General features: G+C 70.4%; 24 protein-coding genes and 4 tRNA genes. 11 read left to right on the forward strand and 17 right to left on the reverse strand.

Going from position 1 to position 24,992, the window contains the following annotated elements:
* Nucleotides 1–54: 54 nt before the first annotated feature.
* The 4 genes from OG247_RS20505 to OG247_RS20520 all read right to left on the reverse strand — a co-directional run bounded on the left by OG247_RS20505 (nucleotide 55) and on the right by OG247_RS20520 (nucleotide 4,092).
* Nucleotides 55–450, reverse strand: a complete 396-nt coding sequence (locus OG247_RS20505) for a GNAT family N-acetyltransferase (protein ID WP_327253615.1) — start codon at nucleotides 448–450, stop codon at nucleotides 55–57.
* Nucleotides 451–839: 389 nt separating this feature from the next.
* Complete coding sequence (locus OG247_RS20510) at nucleotides 840–2,183, reverse strand: hypothetical protein (RefSeq protein WP_327253616.1); 1,344 nt, start codon at nucleotides 2,181–2,183, stop codon at nucleotides 840–842.
* Between the two features lie 18 nt (nucleotides 2,184–2,201).
* Nucleotides 2,202–2,735 carry an NUDIX domain-containing protein gene (locus tag OG247_RS20515; RefSeq protein WP_327253617.1) on the reverse strand — a complete coding sequence of 178 codons (534 nt, stop codon included), beginning with the start codon at nucleotides 2,733–2,735 and terminating at the stop codon, nucleotides 2,202–2,204.
* Nucleotide 2,736: 1 nt separating this feature from the next.
* On the reverse strand, nucleotides 2,737–4,092 hold the full coding sequence (locus OG247_RS20520; protein WP_327253618.1) for a tetratricopeptide repeat protein: 1,356 nt from the start codon (nucleotides 4,090–4,092) through the stop codon (nucleotides 2,737–2,739).
* Between the two features lie 193 nt (nucleotides 4,093–4,285).
* Here OG247_RS20520 and OG247_RS20525 point away from each other — a divergent pair, with 193 nt between their 5' ends.
* The 4 genes from OG247_RS20525 (at nucleotide 4,286) to OG247_RS20540 (ending at nucleotide 7,330) form a co-directional block, all read left to right on the forward strand.
* Nucleotides 4,286–5,035, forward strand: a complete 750-nt coding sequence (locus tag OG247_RS20525; RefSeq protein WP_327253619.1) for a hypothetical protein — start codon at nucleotides 4,286–4,288, stop codon at nucleotides 5,033–5,035.
* A 79-nt stretch (nucleotides 5,036–5,114) separates the two neighbouring features.
* Complete coding sequence (locus OG247_RS20530) at nucleotides 5,115–6,026, forward strand: aminoglycoside phosphotransferase family protein (RefSeq protein ID WP_327253620.1); 912 nt, start codon at nucleotides 5,115–5,117, stop codon at nucleotides 6,024–6,026.
* Nucleotides 6,027–6,719 carry a class I SAM-dependent methyltransferase gene (locus tag OG247_RS20535; RefSeq protein WP_327253621.1) on the forward strand — a complete coding sequence of 231 codons (693 nt, stop codon included), beginning with the start codon at nucleotides 6,027–6,029 and terminating at the stop codon, nucleotides 6,717–6,719.
* A 14-nt stretch (nucleotides 6,720–6,733) separates the two neighbouring features.
* A complete protein-coding gene (locus OG247_RS20540; RefSeq protein WP_327253622.1) occupies nucleotides 6,734–7,330 on the forward strand; it encodes an HAD domain-containing protein in 597 nt (198 codons plus the stop codon).
* A 48-nt stretch (nucleotides 7,331–7,378) separates the two neighbouring features.
* Here OG247_RS20540 and OG247_RS20545 read toward each other — a convergent pair whose 3' ends face one another.
* From OG247_RS20545 to OG247_RS20570, 6 genes are all read right to left on the reverse strand, one after another.
* Entirely contained in the window at nucleotides 7,379–8,266 is an 888-nt protein-coding gene (locus OG247_RS20545; RefSeq protein WP_327253623.1) for a ParB N-terminal domain-containing protein, read from the reverse strand.
* 56 nt (nucleotides 8,267–8,322) lie between these two features.
* Nucleotides 8,323–9,978, reverse strand: a complete 1,656-nt coding sequence (locus tag OG247_RS20550) for a relaxase/mobilization nuclease domain-containing protein (RefSeq protein ID WP_327253624.1) — start codon at nucleotides 9,976–9,978, stop codon at nucleotides 8,323–8,325.
* A complete protein-coding gene (locus tag OG247_RS20555) occupies nucleotides 9,979–10,611 on the reverse strand; it encodes a plasmid mobilization relaxosome protein MobC (protein WP_327253625.1) in 633 nt (210 codons plus the stop codon). It lies immediately after the preceding gene.
* Between the two features lie 113 nt (nucleotides 10,612–10,724).
* Nucleotides 10,725–11,714 (reverse strand): DUF2637 domain-containing protein, encoded by a 990-nt coding sequence (locus OG247_RS20560; RefSeq protein WP_327257558.1) that lies wholly within the window; start codon nucleotides 11,712–11,714, stop codon nucleotides 10,725–10,727.
* Nucleotides 11,715–12,325: 611 nt separating this feature from the next.
* Nucleotides 12,326–13,564, reverse strand: a complete 1,239-nt coding sequence (locus tag OG247_RS20565) for a DUF3631 domain-containing protein (RefSeq protein WP_442813354.1) — start codon at nucleotides 13,562–13,564, stop codon at nucleotides 12,326–12,328.
* Between the two features lie 314 nt (nucleotides 13,565–13,878).
* Entirely contained in the window at nucleotides 13,879–14,073 is a 195-nt protein-coding gene (locus tag OG247_RS20570; protein ID WP_442813644.1) for a hypothetical protein, read from the reverse strand.
* A gap of 129 nt (nucleotides 14,074–14,202) precedes the next feature.
* Between OG247_RS20570 and OG247_RS20575 the strand changes: the two genes are divergently transcribed.
* From OG247_RS20575 to OG247_RS20585, 3 genes are all read left to right on the forward strand, one after another.
* Entirely contained in the window at nucleotides 14,203–14,871 is a 669-nt protein-coding gene (locus OG247_RS20575) for a helix-turn-helix domain-containing protein (protein WP_327253627.1), read from the forward strand.
* Nucleotides 14,868–16,382: a site-specific integrase gene (locus tag OG247_RS20580; RefSeq protein WP_327253628.1), complete on the forward strand. Its 1,515-nt coding sequence runs from the start codon at nucleotides 14,868–14,870 to the stop codon at nucleotides 16,380–16,382. Before OG247_RS20575 ends, OG247_RS20580 begins: the two co-directional genes overlap by 4 nt.
* A gap of 302 nt (nucleotides 16,383–16,684) precedes the next feature.
* A complete protein-coding gene (locus tag OG247_RS20585; protein ID WP_327253629.1) occupies nucleotides 16,685–17,779 on the forward strand; it encodes a phage tail sheath family protein in 1,095 nt (364 codons plus the stop codon).
* Nucleotides 17,780–17,996: 217 nt separating this feature from the next.
* On the opposite strand, the gene OG247_RS20590 is transcribed toward OG247_RS20585, so the two are convergent.
* The 5 genes from OG247_RS20590 to OG247_RS20610 all read right to left on the reverse strand — a co-directional run bounded on the left by OG247_RS20590 (nucleotide 17,997) and on the right by OG247_RS20610 (nucleotide 22,409).
* Nucleotides 17,997–18,069 (reverse strand) — tRNA-Lys (locus OG247_RS20590).
* Nucleotides 18,070–18,233: 164 nt separating this feature from the next.
* Nucleotides 18,234–20,537: a DEAD/DEAH box helicase gene (locus OG247_RS20595; RefSeq protein WP_327253630.1), complete on the reverse strand. Its 2,304-nt coding sequence runs from the start codon at nucleotides 20,535–20,537 to the stop codon at nucleotides 18,234–18,236.
* 310 nt (nucleotides 20,538–20,847) lie between these two features.
* Nucleotides 20,848–21,423 (reverse strand): hypothetical protein, encoded by a 576-nt coding sequence (locus OG247_RS20600; protein ID WP_327253631.1) that lies wholly within the window; start codon nucleotides 21,421–21,423, stop codon nucleotides 20,848–20,850.
* A gap of 117 nt (nucleotides 21,424–21,540) precedes the next feature.
* Nucleotides 21,541–21,915: a fluoride efflux transporter FluC gene (locus OG247_RS20605; protein ID WP_327253632.1), complete on the reverse strand. Its 375-nt coding sequence runs from the start codon at nucleotides 21,913–21,915 to the stop codon at nucleotides 21,541–21,543.
* Complete coding sequence (locus OG247_RS20610; RefSeq protein ID WP_327257560.1) at nucleotides 21,912–22,409, reverse strand: FluC/FEX family fluoride channel; 498 nt, start codon at nucleotides 22,407–22,409, stop codon at nucleotides 21,912–21,914. Before OG247_RS20610 ends, OG247_RS20605 begins: the two co-directional genes overlap by 4 nt.
* A gap of 163 nt (nucleotides 22,410–22,572) precedes the next feature.
* On the opposite strand from OG247_RS20610, the gene OG247_RS20615 reads away from it, so the two are divergent.
* The 4 genes from OG247_RS20615 to OG247_RS20630 all read left to right on the forward strand — a co-directional run bounded on the left by OG247_RS20615 (nucleotide 22,573) and on the right by OG247_RS20630 (nucleotide 23,331).
* Nucleotides 22,573–22,923 carry a metallopeptidase family protein gene (locus OG247_RS20615; protein ID WP_327253633.1) on the forward strand — a complete coding sequence of 117 codons (351 nt, stop codon included), beginning with the start codon at nucleotides 22,573–22,575 and terminating at the stop codon, nucleotides 22,921–22,923.
* Between the two features lie 123 nt (nucleotides 22,924–23,046).
* Nucleotides 23,047–23,119, forward strand: a tRNA-Glu gene (locus OG247_RS20620).
* 39 nt (nucleotides 23,120–23,158) lie between these two features.
* Nucleotides 23,159–23,232 (forward strand) — tRNA-Asp (locus tag OG247_RS20625).
* 22 nt (nucleotides 23,233–23,254) lie between these two features.
* Nucleotides 23,255–23,331: transfer RNA gene (locus OG247_RS20630), tRNA-Phe, on the forward strand.
* 42 nt (nucleotides 23,332–23,373) lie between these two features.
* On the opposite strand, the gene OG247_RS20635 is transcribed toward OG247_RS20630, so the two are convergent.
* Together OG247_RS20635 and OG247_RS20640 are read right to left on the reverse strand one after the other, a co-directional pair.
* Entirely contained in the window at nucleotides 23,374–24,237 is an 864-nt protein-coding gene (locus OG247_RS20635; RefSeq protein ID WP_327253634.1) for a cytochrome c biogenesis CcdA family protein, read from the reverse strand.
* Entirely contained in the window at nucleotides 24,234–24,992 is a 759-nt protein-coding gene (locus tag OG247_RS20640; RefSeq protein WP_327253635.1) for a DsbA family protein, read from the reverse strand. The genes OG247_RS20635 and OG247_RS20640 overlap by 4 nt, the downstream gene beginning before the upstream one ends.

The following is a 24,992-nucleotide window of genomic DNA, read 5'->3' on the forward strand; positions in this document are numbered from 1 at the left end:
CCAACGATCTTGGCTCGTCAGGGTCACGCCCGGCAAGAGGCACCGCATCAGGCCTCAGCCCTGGAGCGTGCGGACCATGACCGCGAAGAGCGGGCTGTCGGGGAAGGGCTGCTGGGTGCCTACCTGGGTGTAGGACCAGGACTCGTAAAGGCTCTGGACCTTGGGGTGGGCGCTGTCGACGAGGAGGACGGCCAGGGATTCGGGGCGGACTGCGAGGAGGGTCTCGTGGATCTGGTGGGCAGTGCCGGTCCTGCGCCAGGGGGAGCGGACCATGAGTTCGGACAGGGCGTACGTGCGGGTGCCTGAGGCCGGCTGCGGGGTCGCTTGGTGACCCTGCCACCATTCGGCGCCTTCGCGTTGGGTGGCTCCGAAGGCGTAGCCGACGGGTTGCCGGTGCCTCGTGCCCGTCCGTCCGCCTCCTGACCAGGAGATGACGGGCCATCCGCTCACGCACGGGCCCGGAAACGACTTAGCGCCCCATCTGGCCGAAACCAGTTGGGGCGCTAAGTGCCAGGTCAGAGGGTTTCCCCCCGCCCGCGAGCAGTAGGCCATGTCGGACTCGAACCGACAACCAACGGATTAAGAGTCCAGGCAAGATCATGCCGGGGCGTCCCACCAGATCCGGCGGAGTCCAGAAGTTCCAGGTCAGACGGATTCGGCGTGCCGCTGCATCCACGTCAGACCGGCTCTTCCCGTCGGGTCCGCTCACGTATCGCTCACGCATCCGACCCCGGTGACCTGGGTGCTTATCGACCGAAGCGGAAGGTCACGCCCCGAGGCGGCGGAGGCGGATCGACCACTTCATCGAAGGGCTTGGATGTCCCCCGGCCAGTTCTGGCTCAGGACCAGGGCGTCTCCTCGGTCTCGCCGGCCCAGCCGCGTATCCGTGCCAGATTCTGGTGAGGCCCTCGGTAGCCCAGTGACTCAAGGACAAGCAGGGACAGGTAGTGCCGGGTGAGCAGCCAGGCTTCCGTGACGAGGTCCGGGATCTCGTAGATGTTCTTCTGGGCTTCCTCAGGATGCACGAGTGAGTTGCGGATCCTCGTCACGGCCTCCGGCCCGTCCAGTTGCTCCCCGCTCCGCTGTAGAGCCTCGTCGATGAAGCGGGCCATGGCGGGCAGCTGGGTCTTGTCGATGTCCAGGGAGACGTTGATCCCCTCGAGGACTTTGCGCAGCTTGATGTGGGCCTTCCACACTCGGGTGTTCTTGTACTCCCGGCGGGTCAGCACCCCGGCCAGGACGAGCCTCTGCCACATGGCGTGCTCCAGCCCGGCGGCACCGATCATCACCCGCTGCTCCACGAATCCCTGGTCCCGGATCGCGGTGATCGCGTAGCTGATCTGCAGTCGCAGGGGCTCGGCCTTGACGGGGTCGGAGAACGCCGGCACGAGTCCGTCCATGAACCTGGCCAGCGCTTCGGGGTCCCACGGCTGCCACCAGCCCGAGGACAGCGACTTGGCGGGATCACAGTGCAGGGCGGCCCATTCCTCCCAGACGACGCCCCCGTCAGCTCCGATGCCCACGGGAAGAAGAGGGGCGACCCACCGGCCCAGGCAGAAGGACATGCCGAAGTGCAGGGCCACGAGTAGGTGGCGCGCCTCAGCGGCGGTGAACTGCCGTCCATCAGTACGGCTGATCTGCATCGTGTGGGTCATCGCGTAGAGCCGGGTCTTGAGCAGTTCGTCCCAGATCTCTTTGTGATCCGGCCGGACGTCCAGATGGATCTTCCAACCGTCCACCTCGTGTGACCAGCGGCCGCCCGACCAGAACCGATCAGCGCCGTCGATCCGGTCTGTCAGGTCCTGGTGACCTTTGAATCTGGGAAGGTTGAACCAGTGGGCCACGAGGCGGGTAAGTGGCGCATCACTCTCGCCGAGAGCGGCTCCATTGATCCACCCCTCGTCGTAGCTCCGGGCCCAGGCTTCCACCTCGGCCTGCCCATGCGGCCGCTGGAGCCGGAGGGCGGCCGTGTCTTGGGTGCGGGGACGCGCGTCCGGAACGGGAGTGGTGCTCCAGTCGACGCCGAGGACCGGCGAGCACCGAAGACTGACCTCCCCGGGGATGCCGGTGTCCTGTACACCGTGGATCTCGCCACGGTGAAGAGTGATCGGTTCGCCGACACCGTTGAAGGCGTAGAAGGGCTCGATCGGCGGGAGAGCTGAGTCCCAAGGTGAATCGGTCATGATGCCCCTGTCTTCGATCTAGAGCCACCCGTTGAGTGAGACCTGTGCCCCGTCCGCGAGGAAGGCGACCAAGGCGCTGCGGGTCGTGGGGACGAACTCGGCAGGCAGATCTGCGGTGTCGACCCAGCGAACCTGGGAGTGCTTCCGAGGCTCGCGGTTCTCGGGTTCGCCGGTCCATTCGTGGGCGGCGAAGACGACGGTGAGGAATCCGTTGGGGGCTTCGACGCCCCAGGCGCCGTGGATGATGTGCGCGACCTTGAGCGACTCCGGCTTCACGGTCATGCCGGTTTCCTCGAAAAGCTCGCGGACCGCGGTCTCGGTGATGGGCTCGCCCGGCTCGCTCTTGCCGACAGGGAGGTCCCACATGCCCTGGGCGAACTTGGCGTTCTCGCTTCGCTGGAGGAGGACGATTCTGCCGGTGGCCTGGTCGTGGACGATGACGGCCGCGACCAGCAGGGTCATCGATTCGAGTGCCGGCTTGAGGGCGGGGGAGCGGTCGTCGGTCTGCTGAGCCACGGTGCATTTCCCTTCATCGGGCTGATTGTTGGGCATGTTAGGCGAGGGCCTCGCGGGCGCGGCGGGCGAGATCGGCGGCGCCGGGTACTCGGCGGCGCTGGTAGACCGCGAGGGTGGAGCGGATCGAGGTGATCGCCTTGCGGGTGCGGTCGGAGGTCATGCCTTCCATGAGGACGAGGGCCTGGGTCCAGGCGGCGACGGCTTCGTCGGCGCGGGCCTGGGCGGCGAGGCTGTCGCCGAGGTCGGCGTGGGTGAGGGCGTGGACGCGCTTGTACTTCTCCGGGTCCCAGCGGGTGAGGGCGTCGCGGTGCTGTTGCTCGGTGCCGACGTGGTCGGCGAGGTCGGTCAGGGTGCGGGCCGTGTGGCTGGTGACGGTGCCGGCCGCGGGGCCGCTGACGCGGGAGAAGCTGGGCTGAGGCCCGTCCTCGCGCAGGAGGGCGTCTTCGGCGGCGAGGAGAGCGCGGGCGGCCGAAGGGTTCTCGCCGGTGGCGGCGTAGGCGCGGGCGTGGGTGATGTGGAGGAGCGCTTCGGTCTGGCCGTCGACGTGGCCGAGGCCGCGGGAGAGGGCACCCTCGACGAGGTCGACGCAGTGGTGGGGCTGCTTAAGGCTCAGGGCCTGGTGGGCCAGGGCGCGCATCATCCAGGCCGCGTGGCCGTGGGGGTCGGCTTCGCAGGCGAGCTGATAGCCGACCTGGTAGTAGCGCTGGGCGGCGCCCTCCTGGCCGAGGTCGTGGTGTTTCCAGCCGGCGAGATAGGCGAGTTCCGCGACGGCGCCGAAGGCGGCCTGGCGCAAGGCTTCGGAGGGGAAGCGGCTCCGGAGCATGGGTGCGGCGGTGTCGGCGAGGTAGGCGGTGACGGTGGTCAGTCCGTGGCCGCCGCCGAGGCGTTCGTCGGCGGCGCTGAAGGCCGCAGTGATCTGCCGTACGACGTCGATGTCATCACCGCCGACGAGGGAGCGGGCGGTACGGGCGCGGAGCATCCGCGAGGTGGCTTCATGGTCGTGCAGGAGCGGCATGGCTACGCCGGCCGTGGTGAAGGCTGCGATGGCGAGGAATCGGTGGCGCTCGACGTCCGCGCGGCCGAGGTCGGTGACCGTGGTGACGGGATCGGTGCCCGGCGGGGCCTCCGTGTCAGGTGACTGGAGACCGATCTCGGTTCGGGTGACAACGCGACCAAGCCGTCGGGAGAGCGCTTCGGCAAGGTACTGGCCCGCCTGGCCTGAGGGGACTCGAGTGCCGTTTGCCCAGTGCGAGATGGCCGACTTGTTGGTCTGGAGCAGGTCGCCGTTCTCGGCTGCGATGCGGCGCACATCCTTGGCGAGTGCCTCGTACGTGCACCTCGCGGCGCTGATCACCTCACGCAGACGGGAGTTGGGGTTGCTCGGCGCTGGCACGATCTCCTCCGCCTCGGAGCTGTAAACCGCGTATACCACTTGGCCTCGGTCACACCGTACCCACTCTGCGTAGCGGGCGGTTCACTTATCAACAGCCGCCCACTCACGGGCCGGGCGGCCCCCAAGTTCCGTACGCCCCAACGGGCTCGGGCATTCGTATGCCTCGGCCCGGACGATCAGAGACGGAGACACGGTGATCACCATCGACACCGCGACCATCACGGTCGAACTGCCCGACGCCTTCGACCCGCGCTGGAGCCGCCTGCCCGGCATCCACGTGGACGGCCGGCGCATCACCATCGACCCGGCCGAGTACTTCTTCCGCTTCGAGTCCAACACCTGGCTCGTCGCTGACTGGGAGCTGGTGAAGACCCAGCTCCTCGACGTGGACGAGACGGCCGAGAACGCGGTCGAACAGCTCGCGCTCGACTTCATCAAGAACCACGGCGAGTCCACCTCCGACGCCGCCCGCGTCCTGGTGACGGCGTACGGGGTCTACTCGTACCTCTTCCGCGAGGAGCACCTGGGCAGCCTCGGTCTGCCGCAGATCACCGCCGAGCATCTGCGGATGCTGCGCGAGGCGGCCACCCTGATGGCGCTCAACAAGGTCGAGCTGGACGGGCACATCTCCAACGTCGGGCCATGCTGGTTCTTCCCCGCCGCCACCTCCGTCGTCTTCGACCTGGACGACGAGATGGGCGGAATGCTGGACGAGGTCTACCACGGCGGCTGGTTCAACGAGCACCGCCGGATCGAGTCCATCAAGGCCCACGCCGCACTCGGCGGCCGGCTCGTGCACGGCTGCCAGTCCGTGCCGGACCAGTCCGGCGGGGTGGTCGCACCCTACGGTGCCTCGATGGCGAACTTCCGTGACGACCTGGCCGAGTTCAAGGCGGGCTGGATCGAGCAGGTCTACGCCCACCGCGTGACCGCGGCCGAGTAACCCCAACCCCACTACGGCGCCGGGGCGGACCGACCCGCTCGCCCGCCCCGGCGCCCACCAGCCCCCTGGAGTCACCCCCATGGACCAGAGCCTGACCGCCGCCCTGCTGGACGACCTGTGCGCCCTCGTCGGCAAGCCCCTCCCCGAACGTGCCGAGATCCGCGTCTGGGGCATGTCCGGCGTCGAACGCGTCACCTTCCCCGACGGCACCACGGCCGTCTTCAAGTACGCCAAGGAGCCCTTCGACCGCGAGGCCCAGGCCCTGCGGCTGGCCCACCAGCGCGGGCTGCCGGTCCCCGAGCTCCACGCCACCGCCATGCAGGACAAGTGGCTCGGGATGCTCATGGACGACCTCGGCACCCCCGTCCGCGGCGCCGATGACCTCGACGGAGTCGCCGCCGCCGTCATGCTCCACGCCGCCCGCCCGGCAGGCGGCCTGCCCCTCCTCGACGGCGCGGGGCTAACGACCCTGCCCGGCCGAGCCCTCGATCACCTCCAACGGTTGCGGAAGGCAGACCGCTGGACGGACTGCGACGACATCGAGACGGCCCTGGGAAAGATCTCCGCTGCGGCTGATGCTCGCGCCCAGGGGGCGACGCTGGAACCCTTCGGCTGGGTCCACTCCGAGTTCCACCCCACGAGCGTCCACGTCGGTGAGAACGGATGGCACCTCCTCGACTTCGCCCGCGCCTTCACCGGCCCCGGCCTGATCGACCTCGCCTCCTACCACGGCACGACCGACACGCCGAGCCCTATCCGGCTGCGGGTCTTCCTGGAGCAGTACGTCACCGCAGGCGGCCATGAGGATGCCCTCGCTGCCCGGGGCGGCCTGACCGCCGAGGCATGGGCCCTGGGCTGGCACCGCATGTGGGCGGTGGAGTGGTTCATGGAGCAGGCCATCCGCTGGATCAACGACCCGGCCAAGGACCCCGCGTACATCCCCGTCGTCCGCCGCCACCTGGGCGACGTGGTCCAACTCCTGGAGGTCTAGGTGCTCGCCCAGGTCTCCCCCTGGTACGCCCACGCAGCCCAGCGCATAGCCACTTCCCCAGCCCATGCGCTCACCGCACCGGTCCGGATGGAATGGAGCACCCACGCAGGCCTCGGTCCCGGAGCTGAGATTCTGGGACGGGACCTGCGCGGCAAGCGCCTCCTGGAGCTGGGCTGCGGCCCCGGCCACAACGTGGCCCACCTCGCCAAACACCACCAGGCCCGCGTCACCGGCGTGGACCTCGTCGGACTCCAGATACGCCGCGCCCGGTCCCACTACGGCCACCTCGACGGCGCCACCTTCGCCGCCGGCCACGCACTGCACCACCTGCAGGCCACCGGCGAGACGTTCGACGGGGTCTTTTCCGTCTTCGGCGCCGTCGGCCTCGTCGCCCCCGAGCTTCTGCTCGCCGCCATCTCCCGGCGCCTCAAGCCGGGCGGCGTCCTGGCTTTCTCCGTCCCCCACCCAGCCCGGGCCGGAAGACATCCGTCCGCGGACGACCGTCCGCGCGAGGACTACGTCACCATGCCCGACCGCACCCGACTGCCCCTCGCCCGCTGGGAATTCGACGCCCACCGCTGGGGCGCACACCTCGGGCGTACCGGCCTGCGCATCACCTCGGCACTAGAGCTGCGTCACCCGCGCCGCGACCCGTGGCCAACCACCCTCCTGATCACCGCCCGCAAACGCTGACCCCGGAGGCACCAATGACTCTGCCCTACCTCCTCCTGGACATCGACGGCGTCCTCATACCTTTCCCGGCCGCAGACGGCAGCACCCCGCCCACCCACGTCCGCCACACCGTCCTGCCCACCGGCCGGCACCCCGACGACCCCGTCCCCATCTGGCTCAACCCCGACCACGGGGCCGCGCTGGCCGGCCTCCTCGCCAGCGGCCTCGTCACCCCGGTGTGGTGCACGAGCTGGCGCAAGGACGCCACCAGCATCATCGGTCCGATCCTGGGCCTGCCCGAGTTCACCTACCTCGATCTGCCTCGCCCCCAGATCACCACCAGCCACCCCAACGGCTACCTCTGGAAACGCGACCACGTCGACCCCTGGCTCAGCACAGCCCCGGCCATCTGGATCGACGACGACTTCACCGCCCTCGATCACACCTGGGCAGCGGCACGCACCGCCCGCGGCTACCCCACCCTGCTCATCCAGCCCGACCCCCATACCGGGCTCAGCCAGAGCCACCTCAGCGATGCCAGGGAGTGGGCGTGCGCGCAGGCACAGGTACTGCCGCTACGCGGCGCGGCGGCGCGACGCCAGGAGGGCGCAGGTCTCGCCGTACAGCCATGAGGACATGGCGCTGGGGCCAACGCTGAAACGCGTCGGCCCCAGCGGTGTCTATTCGGTCAGGCCCCTGATGCTCAGGCGGGTAGCGATCGTGCGTGCTGTCGGGGTAAGGCTCACGAAGACCTCCTGGGCGTAGGGCGTGTTCAGGCGGATTGCGAGTTCTTCCAGTTCGGCCCAGTGCGTGGCGATCTGTTCGAGCGCCTGCTGGGTTCGCCGGATGGCATCCTCCCGCCGGGAGTAGTGCTGTTCGGCCAGCTGATGGGCCGCCTGCCAGGTGAGCTCACCCTGCGTGGCGCGCTGGGTGAGCCGGAGCGCGGTGGTCCCATCGGCCTGCAGGATCGCGTCCACCTCTTCGATGCGCAGGCGGAGTCGCTCTTCTTCTATCCGCTGGTCAAGTGCGGCGGTCGCCTCTTCGAGGGTGAGGCTCTCTTCGATGACCTGGTCGGCGAGGTCGGGGGCGTGCTGGCGCAGCCGATCCTGCAGGGCGAGGAGTGCGGCAACCTGTTCCTTGCGCCGACGGACGGTTTCGTACGCGGCGTCGAGACGGACAGTGCCGACCCGGACCTTCTCGGCGAGCTCGGGATCGTACTTGAGGACGGTGGTGGCGTTGGAGAGCCTGGTCAGGCTGATGGCGTGGAGCTTCGCGTGGGTGCGCAGGGAGTGTTCCGAAACGGAACGAGCCATCGCGAGGATCATGGACCGCTGGCCCTGGCTGATGTGCCGGCGCACGATGTTCGCGCTGAAGATGAGGCTGAAGGGGTCGTTGCCTTCGTACGTCGTGAAGTGGGGTTCGACTCCGGCGATCTCGCAGGCGGCGAGGCGGTTGCGGCCGTCGAGCAGGACGCCGTCGGGGTCGAGGACGACCGGCTTGAGGAGGCCGTCGTCCTTGATGGACTGGGCGAGGTCGTGCATCTCCTCCTCGTTCAGCATCGGGAACATGGCGGCGAAGGGGTGGGTCTTCAGGATGGGCTCCTTGTCGGGTGGGGGTGTCGGGCTCAGCGGGTGCGGCGCTGCTGAGTCGGTTGGGCTGTGCCAGCTGTGGGCGGCGAGGACGGCGGCCGCCTTGGGGCGGGCTGCAGAGGCAGTTCGGCGAGGTGCCGTAGACGCCATACCAGTACTTCGCTGATGGATGCGGCCGTTGTCAGGTCCCGTTGCCCTGCCGCTGCGGTGAGCAAGGCGGCTGGGTCATGACCGGCGGCTTCGGCGTCGGCGAGGGTGGTGGCGAGTGCAGGCCAGCCGGGCTCGGCCAGCACTCGCGCGGAGTGTTCCGAGAGTGAACGGTGCAGGGCAGCCGCCTGCCGGTGAAGGACCGGACCCGGGAGGAGACGGCCGCGCTGGTACAGGGCGCGCAGCGGCTCCACGGCTGCAGCCCCGAGGGCGGTACGCAGGTATCCGGCGGCCCGGCCGGCGGCTTCGGCCTGCTGCTCGTGGTGGCGGATGTGGTGCCAATGCTGGGCTGCGATGACGGCCAGGAGGACGGCGTCGAGGAGGACCGCCAAGAGGGCTCCGTCCTTTGGGGCGGGTTCACGCACGATCGCCTTGATCGCCCGACGCGTGGCCTGGGCCTGCTGGTGGCGGGCGCGGATCCGGGAGCGGCTGGCCCGCTCGAAGGCCGCGGCGGCTTGGGCGAGCTGTGGCTTGTATCCCGCCGGGACGATCAAGGCGAGTACGTCGAGGGTTTCGGCGAGCACCGTGATGTGCGCCTGCCCCGTGGCCTCGTCGGCCTGATCGAGCACCTTGGGGATGAGGCTGGTTGCTTGTGTGACCTGGTGCCACGCCGTCTGCCGCTCCGGGCGCCGGCCTGTGGGGGCGGTGTCGGTGGGTCGGAGGCGTTCGGTGATCTTCGGGTACGAGAGGTCGGGGGCAAGGGTGGAGCCTGAGAACCAGATGGGTTCGCCCTTGGCGCTGGTGTCATCCGGGAGCGCGACCTTGTATCCACGGATGTCGCCGGAGGGGAAGTGCTGGATGTCCACCAGTACGCCCGTGCCGCGGAGGATGGTGAAGAACTCCTCGGCGTTGGTGGCAGCGGCCACGGCGGTACGGACGGTGGTGCGCAGGCGTTCGCGAGGGGTGGTGGCGTGTCCGGTGCGGCGGGCCTTTTCCTTCTCGGCGCGGGTGGGGCGTTTGGCGGCGGTGCGGTCTCCGCGCGGGACTTGGCGCAGGCCGTAGTCCTTCTCGATCGCGGCGCATTCCTTGTCGGCGCTCAGGTAGTCGTTCCAGTGCCGGGGCTCGCGGAGGTCGCCTCGGACTTTGGTGGCCACGATGTGGATGTGGTCTTCGGCGTGGCGGACGGCGATCCAGCGGCAGGCGTCGGGGTCGCCTGCGGGGGCGACGCCGGTGGCGTTCAGGATCCGGCGGGCGATCGTCGCCCACTGCTCGTCGGGGAGGACCGGGTCCTCGGGTGCGGCGCGTACGGAGCAGTGCCACACGTGTGCCTTCGGGGCCCGATCGCCGGCCTGCTCTACGCGCAGGTCGAGGGCGGTGGCGAGTTGGGCGAGGGTGGCGTTCGGGTCGCGTCCGGGGTCGGGGGCGAAGCCATCCCAGGAGTCCACGAGGTGGGGGTCGGTGTGTTCGTTGGCGCGGCCGGGCCCGTAGAGGTAGTTCAGGACGCCTCGGGTCCTGCTGCCGGCCTTGGTGATCTTCGCGATCAATCAGGCCGCCCGCTTCGATACGGCCGCCTGCTTCGCGGCGAGGTCGATCGCCTCGGCCGCCGTACGGGCCAGAGCCAGGACACGTTCCGCCTGGGCCAGGACGGCGCTGTCCACAGGATGGGGACGGCCTCCGGAGTTGAGCTTGTAGGCGATCTGGTTGACGTTCTTGCCGATCGGGGCGATCTCCGCGCGCAGGGCGGCGAGCTCGTCGATCAGGTCGTCGAAGGAGGTGCGCTGGCCGGGTATCGCGAAGCCGCCGTGGAGGTAGGCCATGACGATCGCGCCCACCAGGTGAGCGCCGGCCAGGCCGAGGCGGCGGGCCTCGGCGAGGATCGATCGCTTCTCGATGACGCTGTAGCGGACGTCGACGCGCTGGGTGCGCTGCACGCCTTCGCGGGCACGGCGGCGGGCAACGCGGTAGAGCGCGGCTTCATCAGCAGCGCGCACGACGGCGGGCACGTCCGCTTCCCCCTCCGGTGCGCCCTCGCGCCGGAGCCCTGCCTCCGCCACCCCCGGGGCGGAGGCCGTGTTGGACCGGCCCTTGGACGGTCCAACGCCATACCTTGCTGCGCTGTCTAGGTCGGTGGTCATCTCCTGCTGGTGGGTGGAGAGTTCGTGATTCGGGTTGTGCATGGGTCGGTTCTCCATACGGTGCTGGGTGCTTCGTGGTGTGCGGCCCTCATGTCCCGTGCCTGTCTGTGCGGGGTGAGCCGGAGGGGCGTGGCGATCTGTGCGTTTGCAGGGTGTTAGGTGGTGTTGACGGGAGTTGTGCCGGGTTTCGTCCGCTGCTGGGAGGCGGCTTCGTCGAGTCCGTCGAGAGGCTCGACCTCGAAGCTGTCGTGCATGACGGGTTGGGCCTGGCCGGTGCGCTCGGCCTTCAGCTGGTCGCGCAAGAGGCGGGCGGGGTTCTGGCCGATGCGTAGTTCGCTGCGCAGACGCTCGGCGGTCAGCTGGTCATCGCTCCAGCCGGCGGTCAGGACTCGGGCCGCGTCGAGGACTTCGGCGCGGGTGCGGTCGGCGGTCGACTTGGCGGCGCGGACCCGACCGGGTACCCGACGTGGGGTGGCTCGCGTCGACTTCGCCACGGCAGCCGACTGGGGCGGTCGGGGAGCGGGAGCGGGGGCCGGCTTGCGTTCGGTCGGCTCCGTCGCGGGCGCCTCGGCAACCTTCACAGGGGTCGACTCGGTCAGCTGCTCGGGAGCCGACTCAGCCTGCTCAGACCCCGACCGTTCGGCCTGCTCGCTGGCCGACTCGTCGGCTTGTTGGCCAGCAGACTGACCAAAGGCCGTTTCGGCAGAGTCGGCCGACTCGGGGTTGTGGTGCAGGACTTTCGCCACGAGGTCCGACCCGAAGTAGATGGACCCGACCGGGAGAGAGGTCGCCAGCAGCACAAGGGCCCAGTTCGCAGGGTTCCAGTCGGCCAGTCGGCCCCACTGAACCGACGCGGTGTGCAGGGCCGGAAGGAGGCCGTGCACGTAGTTCAGCAGGAGGCTGGCGATGGTGTAGGCCGCCAGGACCCGCAGCGCGAACTTGCGGTCGGCGCCGGTCAGCACGAGCGCGGCGACCAGCGCGAGGGCCATCAGCCCGTCGACCACGATCGGGTAGAGCAGTGCGGCAGTGGAGTCTGCGCCGATGGCGCGGGCCACGTCGGACAGCGCGTTCCACGAGACGCGGAAGGCCATGAGGACGACGGCCACCAGGCCGACGACGAGGGTGATGCGTCCCTTGCGGGTCACGCGATGACCGCGCGGCGCATCGGCGGTGGGTGTGGACAAGCGTGCGTACTCCAATGGCAGGGATGGGGGCGGCTTCACCCGTACCGGGGCAGGGAGGGGCTGGGCCTCCTGAGGGTGGTGGGTCTCGTTGCGACTCGTCGCAGGCCTGGTCAGAGCAGGTACGGGTGGAGTCTTGATGTCGAGTCGACTCGTCACACCGGCCCGATACCGCGTGCCGGGCCGGTGAGACGAGTGGGGTACGGGTCGGGACGGATACCGACCCGTACCAGCTCCGGGGAGTCCCTTACCGGCGGCCGCACGCCATGGCTAGCGGGTTTGGCGAGGTCAGAGGCCTGCTGGTGTCGCCTCAGCTCGTCGCCGCCTTCCCGCTCGTCGCCGCGCCGGGTTGCGCGGGGACGAGTGGGACGGGACGCGACGGGGGATGGGGGCGGCCTCACCCGTACCGGGGCAGGGCAAGGCTGCCTGGGGTGGCGGGGTCTCGTTGCGACTCGTCGCAGGCCTGGTTAGAGCAGGTACGGGTGGAGTCTTGATGTCGGGTCGACTCGTTGCGGGCCTGCGACTCGTCCCTGGGTTGACCTGCGATGCGACGGGACGCGACGGGTCGTGCCGGGTCAGGCGCCGGTGGCGGATCCCTGCTGGGGTGCCGCCTTTGGCTGGGGGCAGTAGCGTGCCCAAGCGTCGGTGAACTGCTCGTGAGTGAAGCCCTTGGCCTGGTCGCCATTGTGGAAACGGCGGTTGGCCGAGCTGATGCTGTAGTCCTGCAACAGGATCCCCAAGCCCCGGGCAGTCAGGCCCTTGGCTGTGTACTGCGCCCAGGACGTTTCCTCGTCCTGGTTCAGGATGTCCAGCAGTCGGGCCGTGCGCATCACCGGCGGATCTCCTTCGCTGGCGAAGGCGCGGCGGATGTCGGCGAGGAGGCGGATGCCCGTGCCGCCACTGTCCTGGTCCCGCTGCGCCTCATGGCTCGTCATCACCGCGCAGGCGGTGCGGGCCAGGATCGGCCATTCGCCGCCCGCGAGGTCGGCTATGACGACCAGCGGCTCCCACGTGTCGGCGGCCCGGTCCTCCACCGGCATCGGCGGTTCCAGCTCCATCGCCGCGGCGTGGAGCGGGGCCAGCCAGGCCACGAGGCGGTCGCGCAGGGCGTGGAGGGCGGGGATGTCGCGGGCGCTGCGGAACTCCGCGACCTTCTCCCCCGGCCCGCGCCGCCGCATCCGGATCACCACCGACCGGTCCATGATCGTGTCGGGGAGGTCGCCGATGCCGGCGAGGGCGGCCATGGCGAAGGTGGGGAACTTCGACACCTCATGGTTCGGGCCGGATACGCGCAGAGTCGGGCGGTTGCGCTGATGCCCGGCGTTGAGCAGGCCGCGCATCTCCTCGTTCTTCTCCGCGACCTTCGCCGACCCGAACAGCGTGTCGGCCTCATCGACCAGCAGCGTGGGTGGCGTCTCGGTGATCGACCGGAAGATCGCGGCAGCCGAGGCGTTCACCGTCACCAGTGGATCGTGGACCGTCTCGGTGACGACATCCAGCAGCCGCGACTTCCCGCAGCGTTTCGCCGGACCGACCACCGCCAGACGCGGCGCGTGCTGCCAAGCGGTCTGCAGGTGCGTGGCCGCTACCCACAAGGTCACCGCCGTGAAGGCGTCCTCGCTGGGCAGAACGACATATCGGCGAAGCTGGCCCCGCAGCTCAGCCAGCACCTGCTCGCCCTCGCGAAGCGGCCCGATCGGGCCGGGCTTCGCCTGGGCAGGGCGGTCCTGCGCTGCGTGGGTCTGAGGTGTTGCCGCCTCCGCAGGCCGGGGGACCTGGAGGTGGGCGCCCGGCTGGCCGGGTATCGCGGTCACGGGCCAGGGCTCTTTGGCAGCGGCGGGCATGGGGGTGGGTGCAGATTCGGCTTTGGGGGTGGTGGGTTCCAAGGGGCAGCTCCTTGTTGGGTGGTTGCGGGCACGCGGCAGCGGCCGGGCACCGGGTTGCCGGGTGGTTTGCGGATGGGGGAGATGACGGGGGCCGCCTGTGGCGTTGGCCCGCCAGGCGTTTCGCCCTCGCTCGCGGGCAGTCACCTGCGGCGGGGGAAAACGAACAGTACGTCCGGCCCCGGGAACAGTCCAGCGTTTCTGTGTCAGCTCCGCGCAGAATCGTCTGGTACCGTGCCGCCCCGTCAAGCCGCCAGACCCAGCAGGCCCAGCAGGTCGGCGGTCACCACCCGGTAGGCGTTGCCCACCCGGAGCACCTTGCACGGGTACTGGCCTCGCTTCGCCAGCTCGTACCCCTTGCTCCGCCCGAGACCCAGAGCTCGATTGCCAGTGTCCAGGTCAACGGCCACCGGAAGGGTCAACAGCTCCTCCCGACCCATCCCCTTCACCCGGCTTGCGGTCCTTTCGTCGCGCACGAGGCGCTCCTCTCATCACAGCCCACGGCGAACACGTCATCGCATTCGGCTCCAGGCGTATGAGTTCAACGGTAAGAAAGCTATTGTGTCTGCATGACACAGCGCGGTTGGGATGATGAAGACGAGGACTGCCCCGAATGGGTCGACCGGATCAAGAACAACGTCGCCGGTGAAGTCCGCCGGCGGAGGAAGGAGATGGGCTGGAGCGCACAGCGGCTGGCAGAGCGATGCGAGGAGCTCGGCCATCCCATCCCTCGCAACGTGATCGCCAACCTGGAATCAGGCCGCAGAGCCAGCCTGCCCCTGGTCGACGTCATGATCCTGGCCGCCGCCCTGTATACGGCCCCGATCTGCCTGATCTTCCCCATTGGCTACGTCGAGGAGACCCAGGAACTCCCCTTCCGCGACCCCATCTCGACCTGGGACGCGATGCGGATGTTCACCGGTGAGGAACCAGGCCACGACTCCGATGCCGGGCTGATCCCCGACTTCAACCGCCACGCCAGCCTGGTCCGCACCATCGAGGCCGCCCTACGCGAAGCCGAACGGGCCGGTTTCGCCGCCGAGACGACGGCCAACCCCGCCCAGCGCGAGGAAGCCGAACGCAAGAGGGACAACTACACCGCACAGGTCAAAGAGGCCACCTGGCAACTCCAGATGGTCCGTGGCCAGATCCGCGACGAAGCCGCCACCCCGCCAGAGCTGCCACCAGCGCTCGCAGACATCGACCCACCCGACACCGACGAAGAGGACGGCATTTGAAGGGCTCCACCCACCGCCGCTGCTACTGCCGAGACGCGGACACCGGCCGCCCGCTGGGCAAGCGCTGCCCCAAGATCGCCAACCGGAAGCACGGCTCGTATTCGATCCGCCAGGAGCTCCCGCTCCGCGAGGACGGCACCCGCCGTGCCTTCAACCGCGCCGGGTACGAGAGCCTGAAGGCCGCCCAGGCCGACCTGGACCACGTACGCGCCCTCCTCGGCATACCGGAAACGGACGACCCCGAGGGCGTGGCCGACATCGCGGCGCTCCTGGAGCAGGTGGCTGACGAGAAGGCCCCGCTTCCGGACGTCGAGGAGACCCGGCGCCGGCTGCGGGCCGGGACCTCGCTCCTCGGATCGATCACTGTCGGCGAATGGCTGGACCGCTGGCTCGCGTCGAAGAAGACGCGGAAGACCACGACGAACGGCTACGCCTCCCACATCCGCGTCCACCTCCGGCCCCGGATCGGGCATCTCCGCCTCGACCGTCTGAACGTCGCCCACTTGGTCGAGATGTTCGACGCCCTTGCCGATGCCAACGAGGAGATCGAGTCCCACAACCTGGCCCGGCGCGAGCAAATCGCCCGCTGCAAGCCGAGCAAGGCGGGCAGGCCCGTCGCGGCCGAGCGGGCGCTCCTGGCCGCCGAGCGGGCCAAGCTGGCCGCGATGGACCCCTTCCGAAAGCCGACGGGCCCGGCGACCCGGCAGAGCATCCGCCGCACGCTGCGCGCCGCGCTGAACGGAGCGATCCGCCAGCAGCTCATCACCTTCAACCCGGCGTCCCACGTCGAGCTGGAATCCGGCAAGCGTCCGAAGCCTCTGCTGTGGACGGACGCCCGCGTGGAGCGGTGGCGCATCACCGGCGAGAAGCCCTCCCCCGTCATGGTGTGGACCCCGGCCCAGTTCGGAGCCTTCCTCGACGAGGCCGAGGGCGACCGGCTGTACGCCCTCTTCCACCTCTCCGGCACCCGCGGTCTGCGCCGGGGCGAGTGCGTCGGGCAGGAGTGGTCCGACGTCGACCTGGACGGCGGGCAGATCACGCCGGCCAAGGAGATCGTGGTGGACGGCTGGGACCCCTACGAGTCCGCACCGAAGACGGACGGCAGCGCCAGCACCATCGCCCTGGACAGCCTGAATGTCGCCGCGCTGCGCGAACACCGCGCCCGCCAGCTGAAAGAGCGGAAGAAGTGGGGGAAGGCTTGGCAGGACACCGGCAAGGTCTTCACCCAGGAGAGCGGCGCCTGGCTCCACCCCGAGACCGCCTCGGAGACCTTCCGGCAGATCCTGGCCCGCACCGGCCTGCCGCCGATCACCCTTCGTGATCTACGCCACGTCTCGGCCACGCTCACCCACGGCGGTGGAGGCGACCTCCACACGATCAAGGAGACGCTCCGGCACTCCACGATCACGCTGACCTCGGACACCTACACGAGCCTGCTCCCCGAGGTCGACCAGGCAGCAGCCGAAGCGGCGGCCCAGCTCGTGCCGCGCGCCCGCTCTTCCGCCTCCTGACGAGGGGAGGGCCGCGCGTCCGCTCGCGACAAGGCTCATCAACGACTGGGGCAGGTCCTTGCCAATTCAACGCCGCACTCCTGCGGAGGTTCGCGCGGCGCTGGCAGGGGCCGAATCGAAAGTTGCTGGTCAGCGTGGTTCGCCCCGAGGTGTCATGGGCGGCTTTCCGCCGTCTTTGGGCGGTGTGTGGCCGGGTTGCGCCGGTGCGGAGTACGGGGCGCGCCCCATGGCTACGGTTCGGGCTGATCAGCAGCGCCGCGCGGCCTGGCCGGGGCGGCGCCCGTCGGATGGGAAGGCACCTCATGCCGGAGAACACGTTCCCGGGAATCTACGTGGAGGAGACCCTCGGACTGGGGTTGTCCGTGGCCGGAGGAGAGACGGCAGTGCCGCTCTTCCTCGGGGACTTCGGGGATGCCGTGGAATCAGTGGCGCCCCTGGCGAGCTGGCTCGACTTCACTCAGCTCGGTGACACGCTCAGCGCGTCGTCTTTCGCAGCGGTCATGCGCGGCTACTTCGCCAACGGCGGCAGCCGCTGCTACCTGGCCAACACGGCCGGACGCTCGCTGGAGGACACCCTCGCGGCGGTGGAGGGATTCAGCGACATCACCATCCTGGTCGCCCCGGGCCTGTGGGACGAGGGCGAGAAGCAGGCGGGCGAGTGGGCCCGCGCCCTGGCCCGCTACGCGGCGTCCCATCGGGCCATGGCGATCCTGCACGCCGACCGCGCACACACCCCCGCGCAGGCGCGCGCCGCCGTCGACAGCTGGGTCCTGGATTCCCACGCAGCGGTCTACTACCCCTGGGTACGCCAGCAGGGCACCGGCGAGGACACGGTGGTCCCGCCATCGGGAATCCTCGCCGGCATCTGGGCCCGCACGGACCGGGAGCGGGGCGTCTGGAGGGCCCCGGCGAACGTCGCTCTGGCCGGGATCACCGGCCTGGAATACAAGGCGAGCGACCAGGACCAGAGCGACAACATGTCGCTGAACTTCCTGCGCGAGTTCGCCGGCCGGGGGACCTTGGTCTGGGGGGCCCGCACTCTCGCGACGGGAGACGACACCACCTGGCGCTACATCCCGGTGCGGCGGCTGGTCGATACCGTCTCCCGGGACGTCTCCACCGCCCTGCGGAGCGCTGTCTTCTCGCCCAACACCCCGGCCACCTGGGAGAGCGTGCGCGCTGCGGTCGACAGCTACTTGCACGCCCTGTGGCAGAAGGGCGGACTCATGGGCAACACGGCGGCGGAGGCTTACTTCGTTCAGGTCGGGAAGGGCGTCACCATGACCCAGGACGACGTCGACAACGGAAGGCTGATCGTCAAGGTAGGTCTCGCCGTCACCCGTCCCGCCGAGTTCCTGATTCTTCAGCACACCGTCGAGCTGGCCCAGGGGCAATGAGGTTCTGACTGCGGTTCCGGACCCGGATACCCCTCACCCCGACTCCTCAGCCCTGTTACCTCGTGCCCGGTCGTCCGCCTCCTGACCAGGGCATGACGGGCCGTCCGCTCACGCATCGCTCACGCACGGGCCCGGAAACGACTTAGCGCCCCACCTGGCCGAAACCAGATGGGGCGCTAAGTGCCAGGTCAGAGGCTTTCACTCTGCCCCGGAGCAGTAGGCCATGTCGGACTCGAACCGACAACCAACGGATTAAAAGTCCGCTGCTCTGCCAATTGAGCTAATGGCCCTCGGTGTGCTCACCCCAGAGCATAGCCCGAGTGCGCGGGAGCGCCGATCGCATATCGGTTGTCCGGCCCGGGGAGTCGTCGCCGCGGTGGGCCCGCACGCGGACAGGGCCCCTACGACGGGTTGTCGTAGGGGCCCTGTCAGGCGATCAGTTCAGCGGCTGGTCTCAGCCGTTGCGCTTCCAGCGGGGCTTGTCGTCGCGGCGGCCGAAGGAGGAGCCACCCGTCGAGCCGGAGCCGGAGGGGCGGTTGTCGTCGCGGCGGCCGTACGGACGGTCGCCACCGGCGGCCGGGCGGTCGCCACCGGAGCGGAAGCCGCCACCGGTCGGACGGTCGTCGCGACGGAAGCCACCACCGGTCGGACGGTCGCCACCCGAGCGGAAGCCACCGCCGGCCGGACGGTCGCCACCGGAGCGGAAGCCACCGGACGGGCGGTCGTCGCGGCGGAAGCCACCACGGTCGCCGCCACGGTCGTCACGGTTGAAGCCACCCGAGGGGCGGTCGTCGCGACGGAAGCCACCACCGGTCGGACGGTCGCCACCCGAGCGGAAGCCACCGCCGGCCGGACGGTCGCCACCGGAGCGGAAGCCACCGGACGGGCGGTCGTCGCGGCGGAAGCCACCACGGTCGCCGCCACGGTCGTCACGGTTGAAGCCACCCGAGGGGCGGTCGTCGCGACGGAAGCCACCACCGGTCGGACGGTCGCCACCGGAGCGGAAGCCGCCACGGTCGCCACCGCGGTCACCGCGGTCGTCACGGCGGAAGCCGCCACGGTCACCGCCACGGTCACCACGGTCGTCGCGACGGTTGTCACGGCGCTCGTAGTTGCCACGGTCGTCACGGCTCTGGAACGCGGGGCGCTCCTCCGCGACCGGCTCGGCCACGGCGGCCGCGACCTCGGCCTCGGCGGCCTCGACCACCTCGGCGACAGCGGCCTCCGGGTCCTCGCCGCGCTCACGCGCGGAGCGGGCGACCAGGCGGTCGGCCTCCTCGCGCAGCTCGACGGCACGGCGCGACAGGCGCTCCAGCTGCTTGGTGAGGTCGGCGACCTCGCGCTCGGCCTGCTTCGCGGCGTTGTTCGCGGAGTCGGCCTGGACCTGGGTCAGCGAACGGGCACCGGTGATCTCGGCGACCTCGGGGTCGAAGGCGCCGACGCCCTGGACGATGTGGCGCGAGGCGTCGACGCCCGCGTCCTCCATCAGGCGGAAGATCTGGCGGCGCTGGTGCGGAAGCGCCAGCGACACGACGACACCGGACTTGCCGGCGCGGGCGGTACGGCCCGAGCGGTGCAGGTAGTCCTTGTGGTCGCCGGCCGGGTCCACGTTCAGGACCAGGTCGATGCCGTCGACGTGGATGCCGCGGGCGGCGACGTCGGTGGCGACGAGCGCGTTGACGTATCCGTCCTTGAAGTCGGCGAGGACGCGGGTACGGGCACCCTGCGTCATGCCGCCGTGCAGCGCGTCGGCCTTCACGCCGGACTCGATGAGCTGCTCGGCGATGCGGTCGGCGCCCAGCTGGGTGCGGACGAAGATGATGGTGCGGCCCTTGCGGGCGGCGATGGCGGCCGTGACCGGCGCCTTGTCCTTCGGCTTCACGACGAGGACGTGGTGCGTCATGGTCGTGACGTTGCCCTGCGCGCTGTCGACCTCGTGCGTGACGGGGTTGGTCAGGTAGCGCTTGACCAGGGTGCCGATCTCGTTCTCCATGGTGGCGGAGAAGAGCATGCGCTGGCCGCCGCCGGGGATCTGGTCGAGCAGCTCGGTGACCTCGGGCAGGAAGCCCAGGTCCGCCATCTGGTCGGCCTCGTCGAGGACCGCGACCTGGACGTTCGCCAGGGAGCAGGCGCCACGGTTGATGATGTCGCGCAGACGGCCCGGGGTGGCGACGAGGACGTCGACACCGCGCTCCAGAGCGAAGATCTGGTTGCTCATGGAGGTACCGCCGCAGACGACCTTCATCTTGAGGCCGAGGACGTCGCCGTAGGGCTGGAGAGCGTCGGCGACCTGCATCGCGAGCTCACGCGTCGGCGTCAGGATGATCGCGCGGGGCTTCTTCTTCTCGGTGTGCCCGCCGGCCAGCGAGGCCAGGGTCGGCAGACCGAAGGAGAGGGTCTTGCCGGAGCCGGTACGGCCACGGCCGAGGATGTCCTTGCCGGCCAGGGCGTCCGGGATGGTCGCGGCCTGGATCGGGAAGGGCGCGGTGACGCCGTTCTGCGCGAGCTTGCGCACGATGCCGTCCGGCAGACCGAGGTCGCCGAAGGTCAGGGTGGGCTCGGCGTCGGCGTCGTCCGCCTCGGCGTCGTCGAAGTCTTCGGTGGAGTCCTCGAAGGAGTCGGTGGACTCGTCGGACTCGTGGTTCGTCACGTCGGCCTCGAGGGCCTCGATGATCTCGTCGGTGACTACGGCCTCGAGGGCCTCGGTGACCGCAAGGGTCTCGGCGTCGACGATCTCGTTGGAGTCGTTCTCGGGCATGACGGAACGGTCAGAACTGGAAATGGACATGCGAAATGCGAAACCTTCCGGAGTCTCGGCACGCGCCCAAACTCCGTGAATTCGCAAATCGACCGCCTCAATGCGGTCAGCCACGGCTGGGGAGAGTACGCGCCACGCGGCGCTCTTCGGAGTCGGCGCCGGGCAATGGGATCAAACGATCTATAACCATACGCACCCTCCCCCGGGTCTGGCAAGTCCCTCCCCCGAAGAAGGCGCTGACCTGCACAAACACCCTCCGCCCGCCGGAGCTCGGCGGGCGGATCGGGTCAGGTCCGAGCCGGGGCCGGGCCTAGGACTGGGTGCCCGGATCACCCGACGGCTCCGGCTGCGGGGGCTCCGGACTCGGTGTGGGTTCCGTCACGGGCGGCGGCGGGGAGACGGGCGGTGCGGGGCTCGGCGGCTCCGGGGTCGGGGAGGCGGGCTGGCCGCCGCCGGAGGAGCCGCCTCCGCCCGGCCCGGACCCGGAACCGCCCGTCGGGGGCTGCTGGGGGCCCTGCCCGCCCGCTCCGCCACCCGGACCGGCCGACGGCGAGGGGGCCCCGGGCGGACCGGCCGGCGCGCCCGGGCTGGGGGAGGCCCCGGCCGCGCCGGAGGTGGTCCCGGGCCCTGTGGCCTTGCCGTCCTGGTTCCCCGTACCGCCCTTCGAGCCGTGGCCGCCGCCCTGGCTCCCGGCGCTCTTCCCGGACGAGGAGCCACCGCCGGACTTGCCGCCCTGGACGCCCGTCGACGCGGAGGGCCCGGGCTTCGCGGCGTCCTCCCCGACGCTCATGCAACCCGCGGTCGCCGCCACCGCGAGCGCGGCGACGGCGAGGCGGAGCGAGCGGGAGGGACGCGAGGAGCGGAGGGAAGCGGAAAACTGGCGCACGGGGCACCTCCGGAACGCTGGCAAGGGTCCGCGATGAGCGGGTCAGTGTGCCCAACTCCCTCTGCCCCGTAAGGGACACGCCCCAATGCGCCCCAAGGGGAGCCGGGCGGCAATCCCTCAGGCGAACAGTTGCCCCGCCACCTGGTGGCCGAGCGTGACCCCACCCAGCCCGACCAGCACCGAGGCCCCCACATTGGCCACCGCCAGGAACGTCCAGCCCCGCTCGGCAAGGCGCAGCGTCTCGTAGGAGAACGTCGAGTAGGTGCTCAGCGCCCCGCACAGCCCCGTACCGAGCAGCAGGTTCAGCCGTGAGGAGGCGGCCCCGTCGAGCACCGCCCCGGTCAGCGCTCCCAGCATCAGGGAGGCGGCCGCGTTCACCACGAAGGTCCCCCAGGGGAAGACCGAGTCGTGCCGCGCCTGCACCGCCCGGTCGGTCAGGTAGCGCAGGGGCGCCCCGACGGCCGCGCCCACCATGACGATCAGCCAGTTCATCCCTGCCCCACCGCCCGCTCCCGGCCCGGGCCGTCGCCGACCGCGCGCCGGGTGATCACGGCCGCCGCCCACACCGCGCCCAGCGCCCCGGCCACCGTGAGCCCGGCGTACGCCAGCGCGGTGCCGGCCTCACCGGCGTCGAGCAGCCGCGCGAAGTCCACGGCGTAGGCGGAGAAGGTGGTGAACCCGCCGAGCACCCCGACCCCGAGGAAGGGCCGTACGAGGGGATGCGCCGACCGGCCGCCCTCGCTGATCAGCACCATGAGGACGCCGATGAGCGCGCAGCCCGCCACGTTGATCCAGAAGGTCCCCCACGGGAAGGCCCCGGGCGCCGCCGGCCACAGCAGCCCGACCGCGTACCGCGCCGCGCCTCCCACGGCGCCGCCCGCCGCCACGGCCGCGAGCACCCGGCCCTGCGGTTCGGCGCGCTGCTGCGGCACGTGCAGGTCGACGTCCGGGTCGATGGCCTCCGGCCCCTGTGCCGGCCGGGTCATCCGCACTGTGCTTCGCATGTCGCCACCGGGCCATTCTCGCGCGGCGGGTCCCGGCCCGCCGGAACCGAGCCGGACCCGAGCCGGACCCGCGCCGGGGGAAAGCCGGGGAAAGCCGGGGAACCGATCCGCCGCAATCGGACCCCGGCACGGGAGAATGGGCCCCGTGCTGGAGATGACGCGTGACGCGTTCGAAGAGCTGGTGGCCGAAGCGCTGGACTCGATCCCCGAGGAGCTGACCCGGGTCATGGACAACGTGGCCGTCTTCGTGGAGGACGAGCCCGCTTCCGACGACCCCGAACTGCTCGGCCTCTACGAGGGGACCCCGCTCACGGAGCGCGGCGAGTGGTACGCCGGGGTCCTGCCCGACCGGATCTCGATCTACATGGGGCCGACCCTGCGGATGTGCGAGAGCACGGAGGAAGTGGTCCACGAGGTCGCCGTGACGGTGGTCCACGAGATCGCCCACCACTTCGGCATCGAGGACGAGCGGCTCCACGAACTCGGCTGGGGCTGACCCCCGGGACCCGCCTCCGGCCCCCCGCGGACCCGCCCGCCGAAACCGTTTTGGCGATCGCCGCCGGGATCCCATATGCTTCTCACGTCCCCGACGCGCTGGAAAGTGCCCGGCGGGCCTTTAGCCCTCATCGTCTAGTGGCCCAGGACGCCGCCCTTTCAAGGCGGTAGCACGGGTTCGAATCCCGTTGGGGGTACGCATTACCGTGTGCGAGACTTGTGCTCGCACATTGCAAGGACCTGTGGAGCAGTTGGTTAGCTCGCCACCCTGTCAAGGTGGAGGTCGCGGGTTCAAGTCCCGTCAGGTTCGCTGAAGCCGGAAACGGTTTCGTGGCTGGGTAGCTCAGTTGGTACGAGCGATCGCCTGAAAAGCGATAGGTCGCCGGTTCGACCCCGGCCCCAGCCACCAGAGAATCAAGAAGGCCCCGTCCATCGGACGGGGCCTTCTTCGTCATTCCCCTTCCGTGCCCGTGCCCGCGCTCGTGCCGGCTGCCGCCGCCCGCGCCCGTCGGCGCCACTGCGCCAGACCCACGCCCGCGGCCGCCAGGGCCACCAGCCCGAGCAGCGCCTGGTCCGGGACCGCGTCCGCCACGGCCTGCACCCACTGCTCCACCGCGAAGGAATCGTCCACGTCCAGCAGCCCCGGCAGGGCGCTCGCCCCGTCGTAGGCCAGGAACAGCCCGCCGAGCAGGATGAAGAACAGGCCCGAGGCGAGCGAGGTCGTGTGCAGCTCGAAGCGGCCGACCGAGAAGGCGCGGCCGCGCAGCCAGCGCCGGCGGCCCAGGTCGAAGCGCTCCCAGAGCAGTGCCAGCACGAACAGCGGTACGGCCATGCCCAGTGCGTACACCGCCAGCAGCAGGCCTCCGTAGACCGGGCTGCCGCTGACCGCCGCCACCGTCAGGACGCTGCCGAGGATGGGCCCGGCGCAGAAGCCGGCCAGCCCGTAGACCGCGCCCAGCGCGTACACCGACAGGGCGGTGGTCGGCCGGATCCTCCCCGACAGCTCCGCGATCCGCTTCGGGGCGAAGCCCAGGCCCAGGATCTGGGCGAGGCCGAGTCCGATGATCAGCCAGCCGCCGAACAGCACGAGGGCCTCGCGGTTGCCGTGGAAGAACCGCCCGGCGTACGAACCCGCGGCCCCCAGCGGTACGAGGGTGCTCGCGAGGCCCGCGTAGAAGATCCCGGTGCGCGCCAGCAGTCTGGACGTGGAGTCGATGGAGTACGCGAAGAAGGCGGGCAGGAGCAGCGCGCTGCACGGGCTGAGCAGCGCGAGGAGGCCGCCGAGCAGGGCGGCCAGGTATCCGACGTCGGTCACTTCGCGGCCGCCTGCGCCTTGGCCTTGGCGATGGCGGCCTCGAAGGCCGCCGGGGGCTGGGCTCCGGCGATGGGCTGCCCGTTGATCAGGAAGGACGGGGTGGAGGTGACGCCGATGCGGTACCCCTCCTCCCGGTCCTTCTCCAGAGCGGCGGCGGCCTGCTCCCCTGCCATGTCCTTCGTGAAGCGCTCCAGGTCCGGGACCCCCGCCTCGCGCGCCAGCTCGGTCAGCCGCTCCGCGCCGAAGCCCTTCTCCTTGGCGCCCTCGGCGTACGCGGCCGCGTGGAACTGTGCGAAGCGGTCCTGCTGCCCCGCCGCCCAGGCGGCCTTGGCGGCGGCCTCGGAGTCGGCGCCGAAGATCGGGAAGTTGCGCCACTCGATGCGCAGGGTGCCGTCCTCCACGTACTTCTTCATCAGCGCGGGCTCGGTGTCGCGGGCGAACTTTCCGCAGTAGCCGCACTTGAAGTCGGAGTACTCGATCAGGACGACGGGAGCGTCGGCGCGGCCGGCGGCGAGCTTGTCCCCGGGCTCGCGGCGGGCCAGGGCCTTGAGCTGCGCGGCGGGGTCCTTGGCGGATCCGGCCTCGGGAGCGGAAGCCGCGGACGACCGGGCGGCACCGGCGGCGCCGTCGTCCGGCTTGGTGGCCTGCCAGGAGACGAGGCCGAGGGTGACGGCGGCGAGGGCGACCCCGGCGGAGATCAGCAGGGGCTTGCGGGAGGAAGAGGAAGAAGGGGAGGAGGAAGGGGAAGGGGACAT

Source organism: Streptomyces sp. NBC_01244, assembly GCF_035987325.1.
In the GTDB taxonomy this organism is placed as follows: Bacteria; Actinomycetota; Actinomycetes; order Streptomycetales; family Streptomycetaceae; genus Streptomyces.

Coding starts and splice junctions, on each gene's coding strand:
- OG247_RS20510 (WP_327253616.1), bottom strand. CDS start 2,183: ATGACCGATTCACCTTGGGACTCAGCTCTCCCGCCGATCGAGCCCTTC.
- OG247_RS20515 (WP_327253617.1), bottom strand. CDS start 2,735: ATGCCCAACAATCAGCCCGATGAAGGGAAATGCACCGTGGCTCAGCAG.
- OG247_RS20530 (WP_327253620.1), top strand. CDS start 5,115: ATGGACCAGAGCCTGACCGCCGCCCTGCTGGACGACCTGTGCGCCCTC.
- OG247_RS20540 (WP_327253622.1), top strand. CDS start 6,734: ATGACTCTGCCCTACCTCCTCCTGGACATCGACGGCGTCCTCATACCT.
- OG247_RS20545 (WP_327253623.1), bottom strand. CDS start 8,266: ATGTTCCCGATGCTGAACGAGGAGGAGATGCACGACCTCGCCCAGTCC.
- OG247_RS20555 (WP_327253625.1), bottom strand. CDS start 10,611: ATGCACAACCCGAATCACGAACTCTCCACCCACCAGCAGGAGATGACC.
- OG247_RS20570 (WP_442813644.1), bottom strand. CDS start 14,073: ATGGGTCGGGAGGAGCTGTTGACCCTTCCGGTGGCCGTTGACCTGGAC.
- OG247_RS20575 (WP_327253627.1), top strand. CDS start 14,203: ATGACACAGCGCGGTTGGGATGATGAAGACGAGGACTGCCCCGAATGG.
- OG247_RS20585 (WP_327253629.1), top strand. CDS start 16,685: ATGCCGGAGAACACGTTCCCGGGAATCTACGTGGAGGAGACCCTCGGA.
- OG247_RS20595 (WP_327253630.1), bottom strand. CDS start 20,537: ATGCCCGAGAACGACTCCAACGAGATCGTCGACGCCGAGACCCTTGCG.
- OG247_RS20605 (WP_327253632.1), bottom strand. CDS start 21,915: ATGAACTGGCTGATCGTCATGGTGGGCGCGGCCGTCGGGGCGCCCCTG.
- OG247_RS20610 (WP_327257560.1), bottom strand. CDS start 22,409: ATGACCCGGCCGGCACAGGGGCCGGAGGCCATCGACCCGGACGTCGAC.
- OG247_RS20640 (WP_327253635.1), bottom strand. CDS start 24,992: ATGTCCCCTTCCCCTTCCTCCTCCCCTTCTTCCTCTTCCTCCCGCAAG.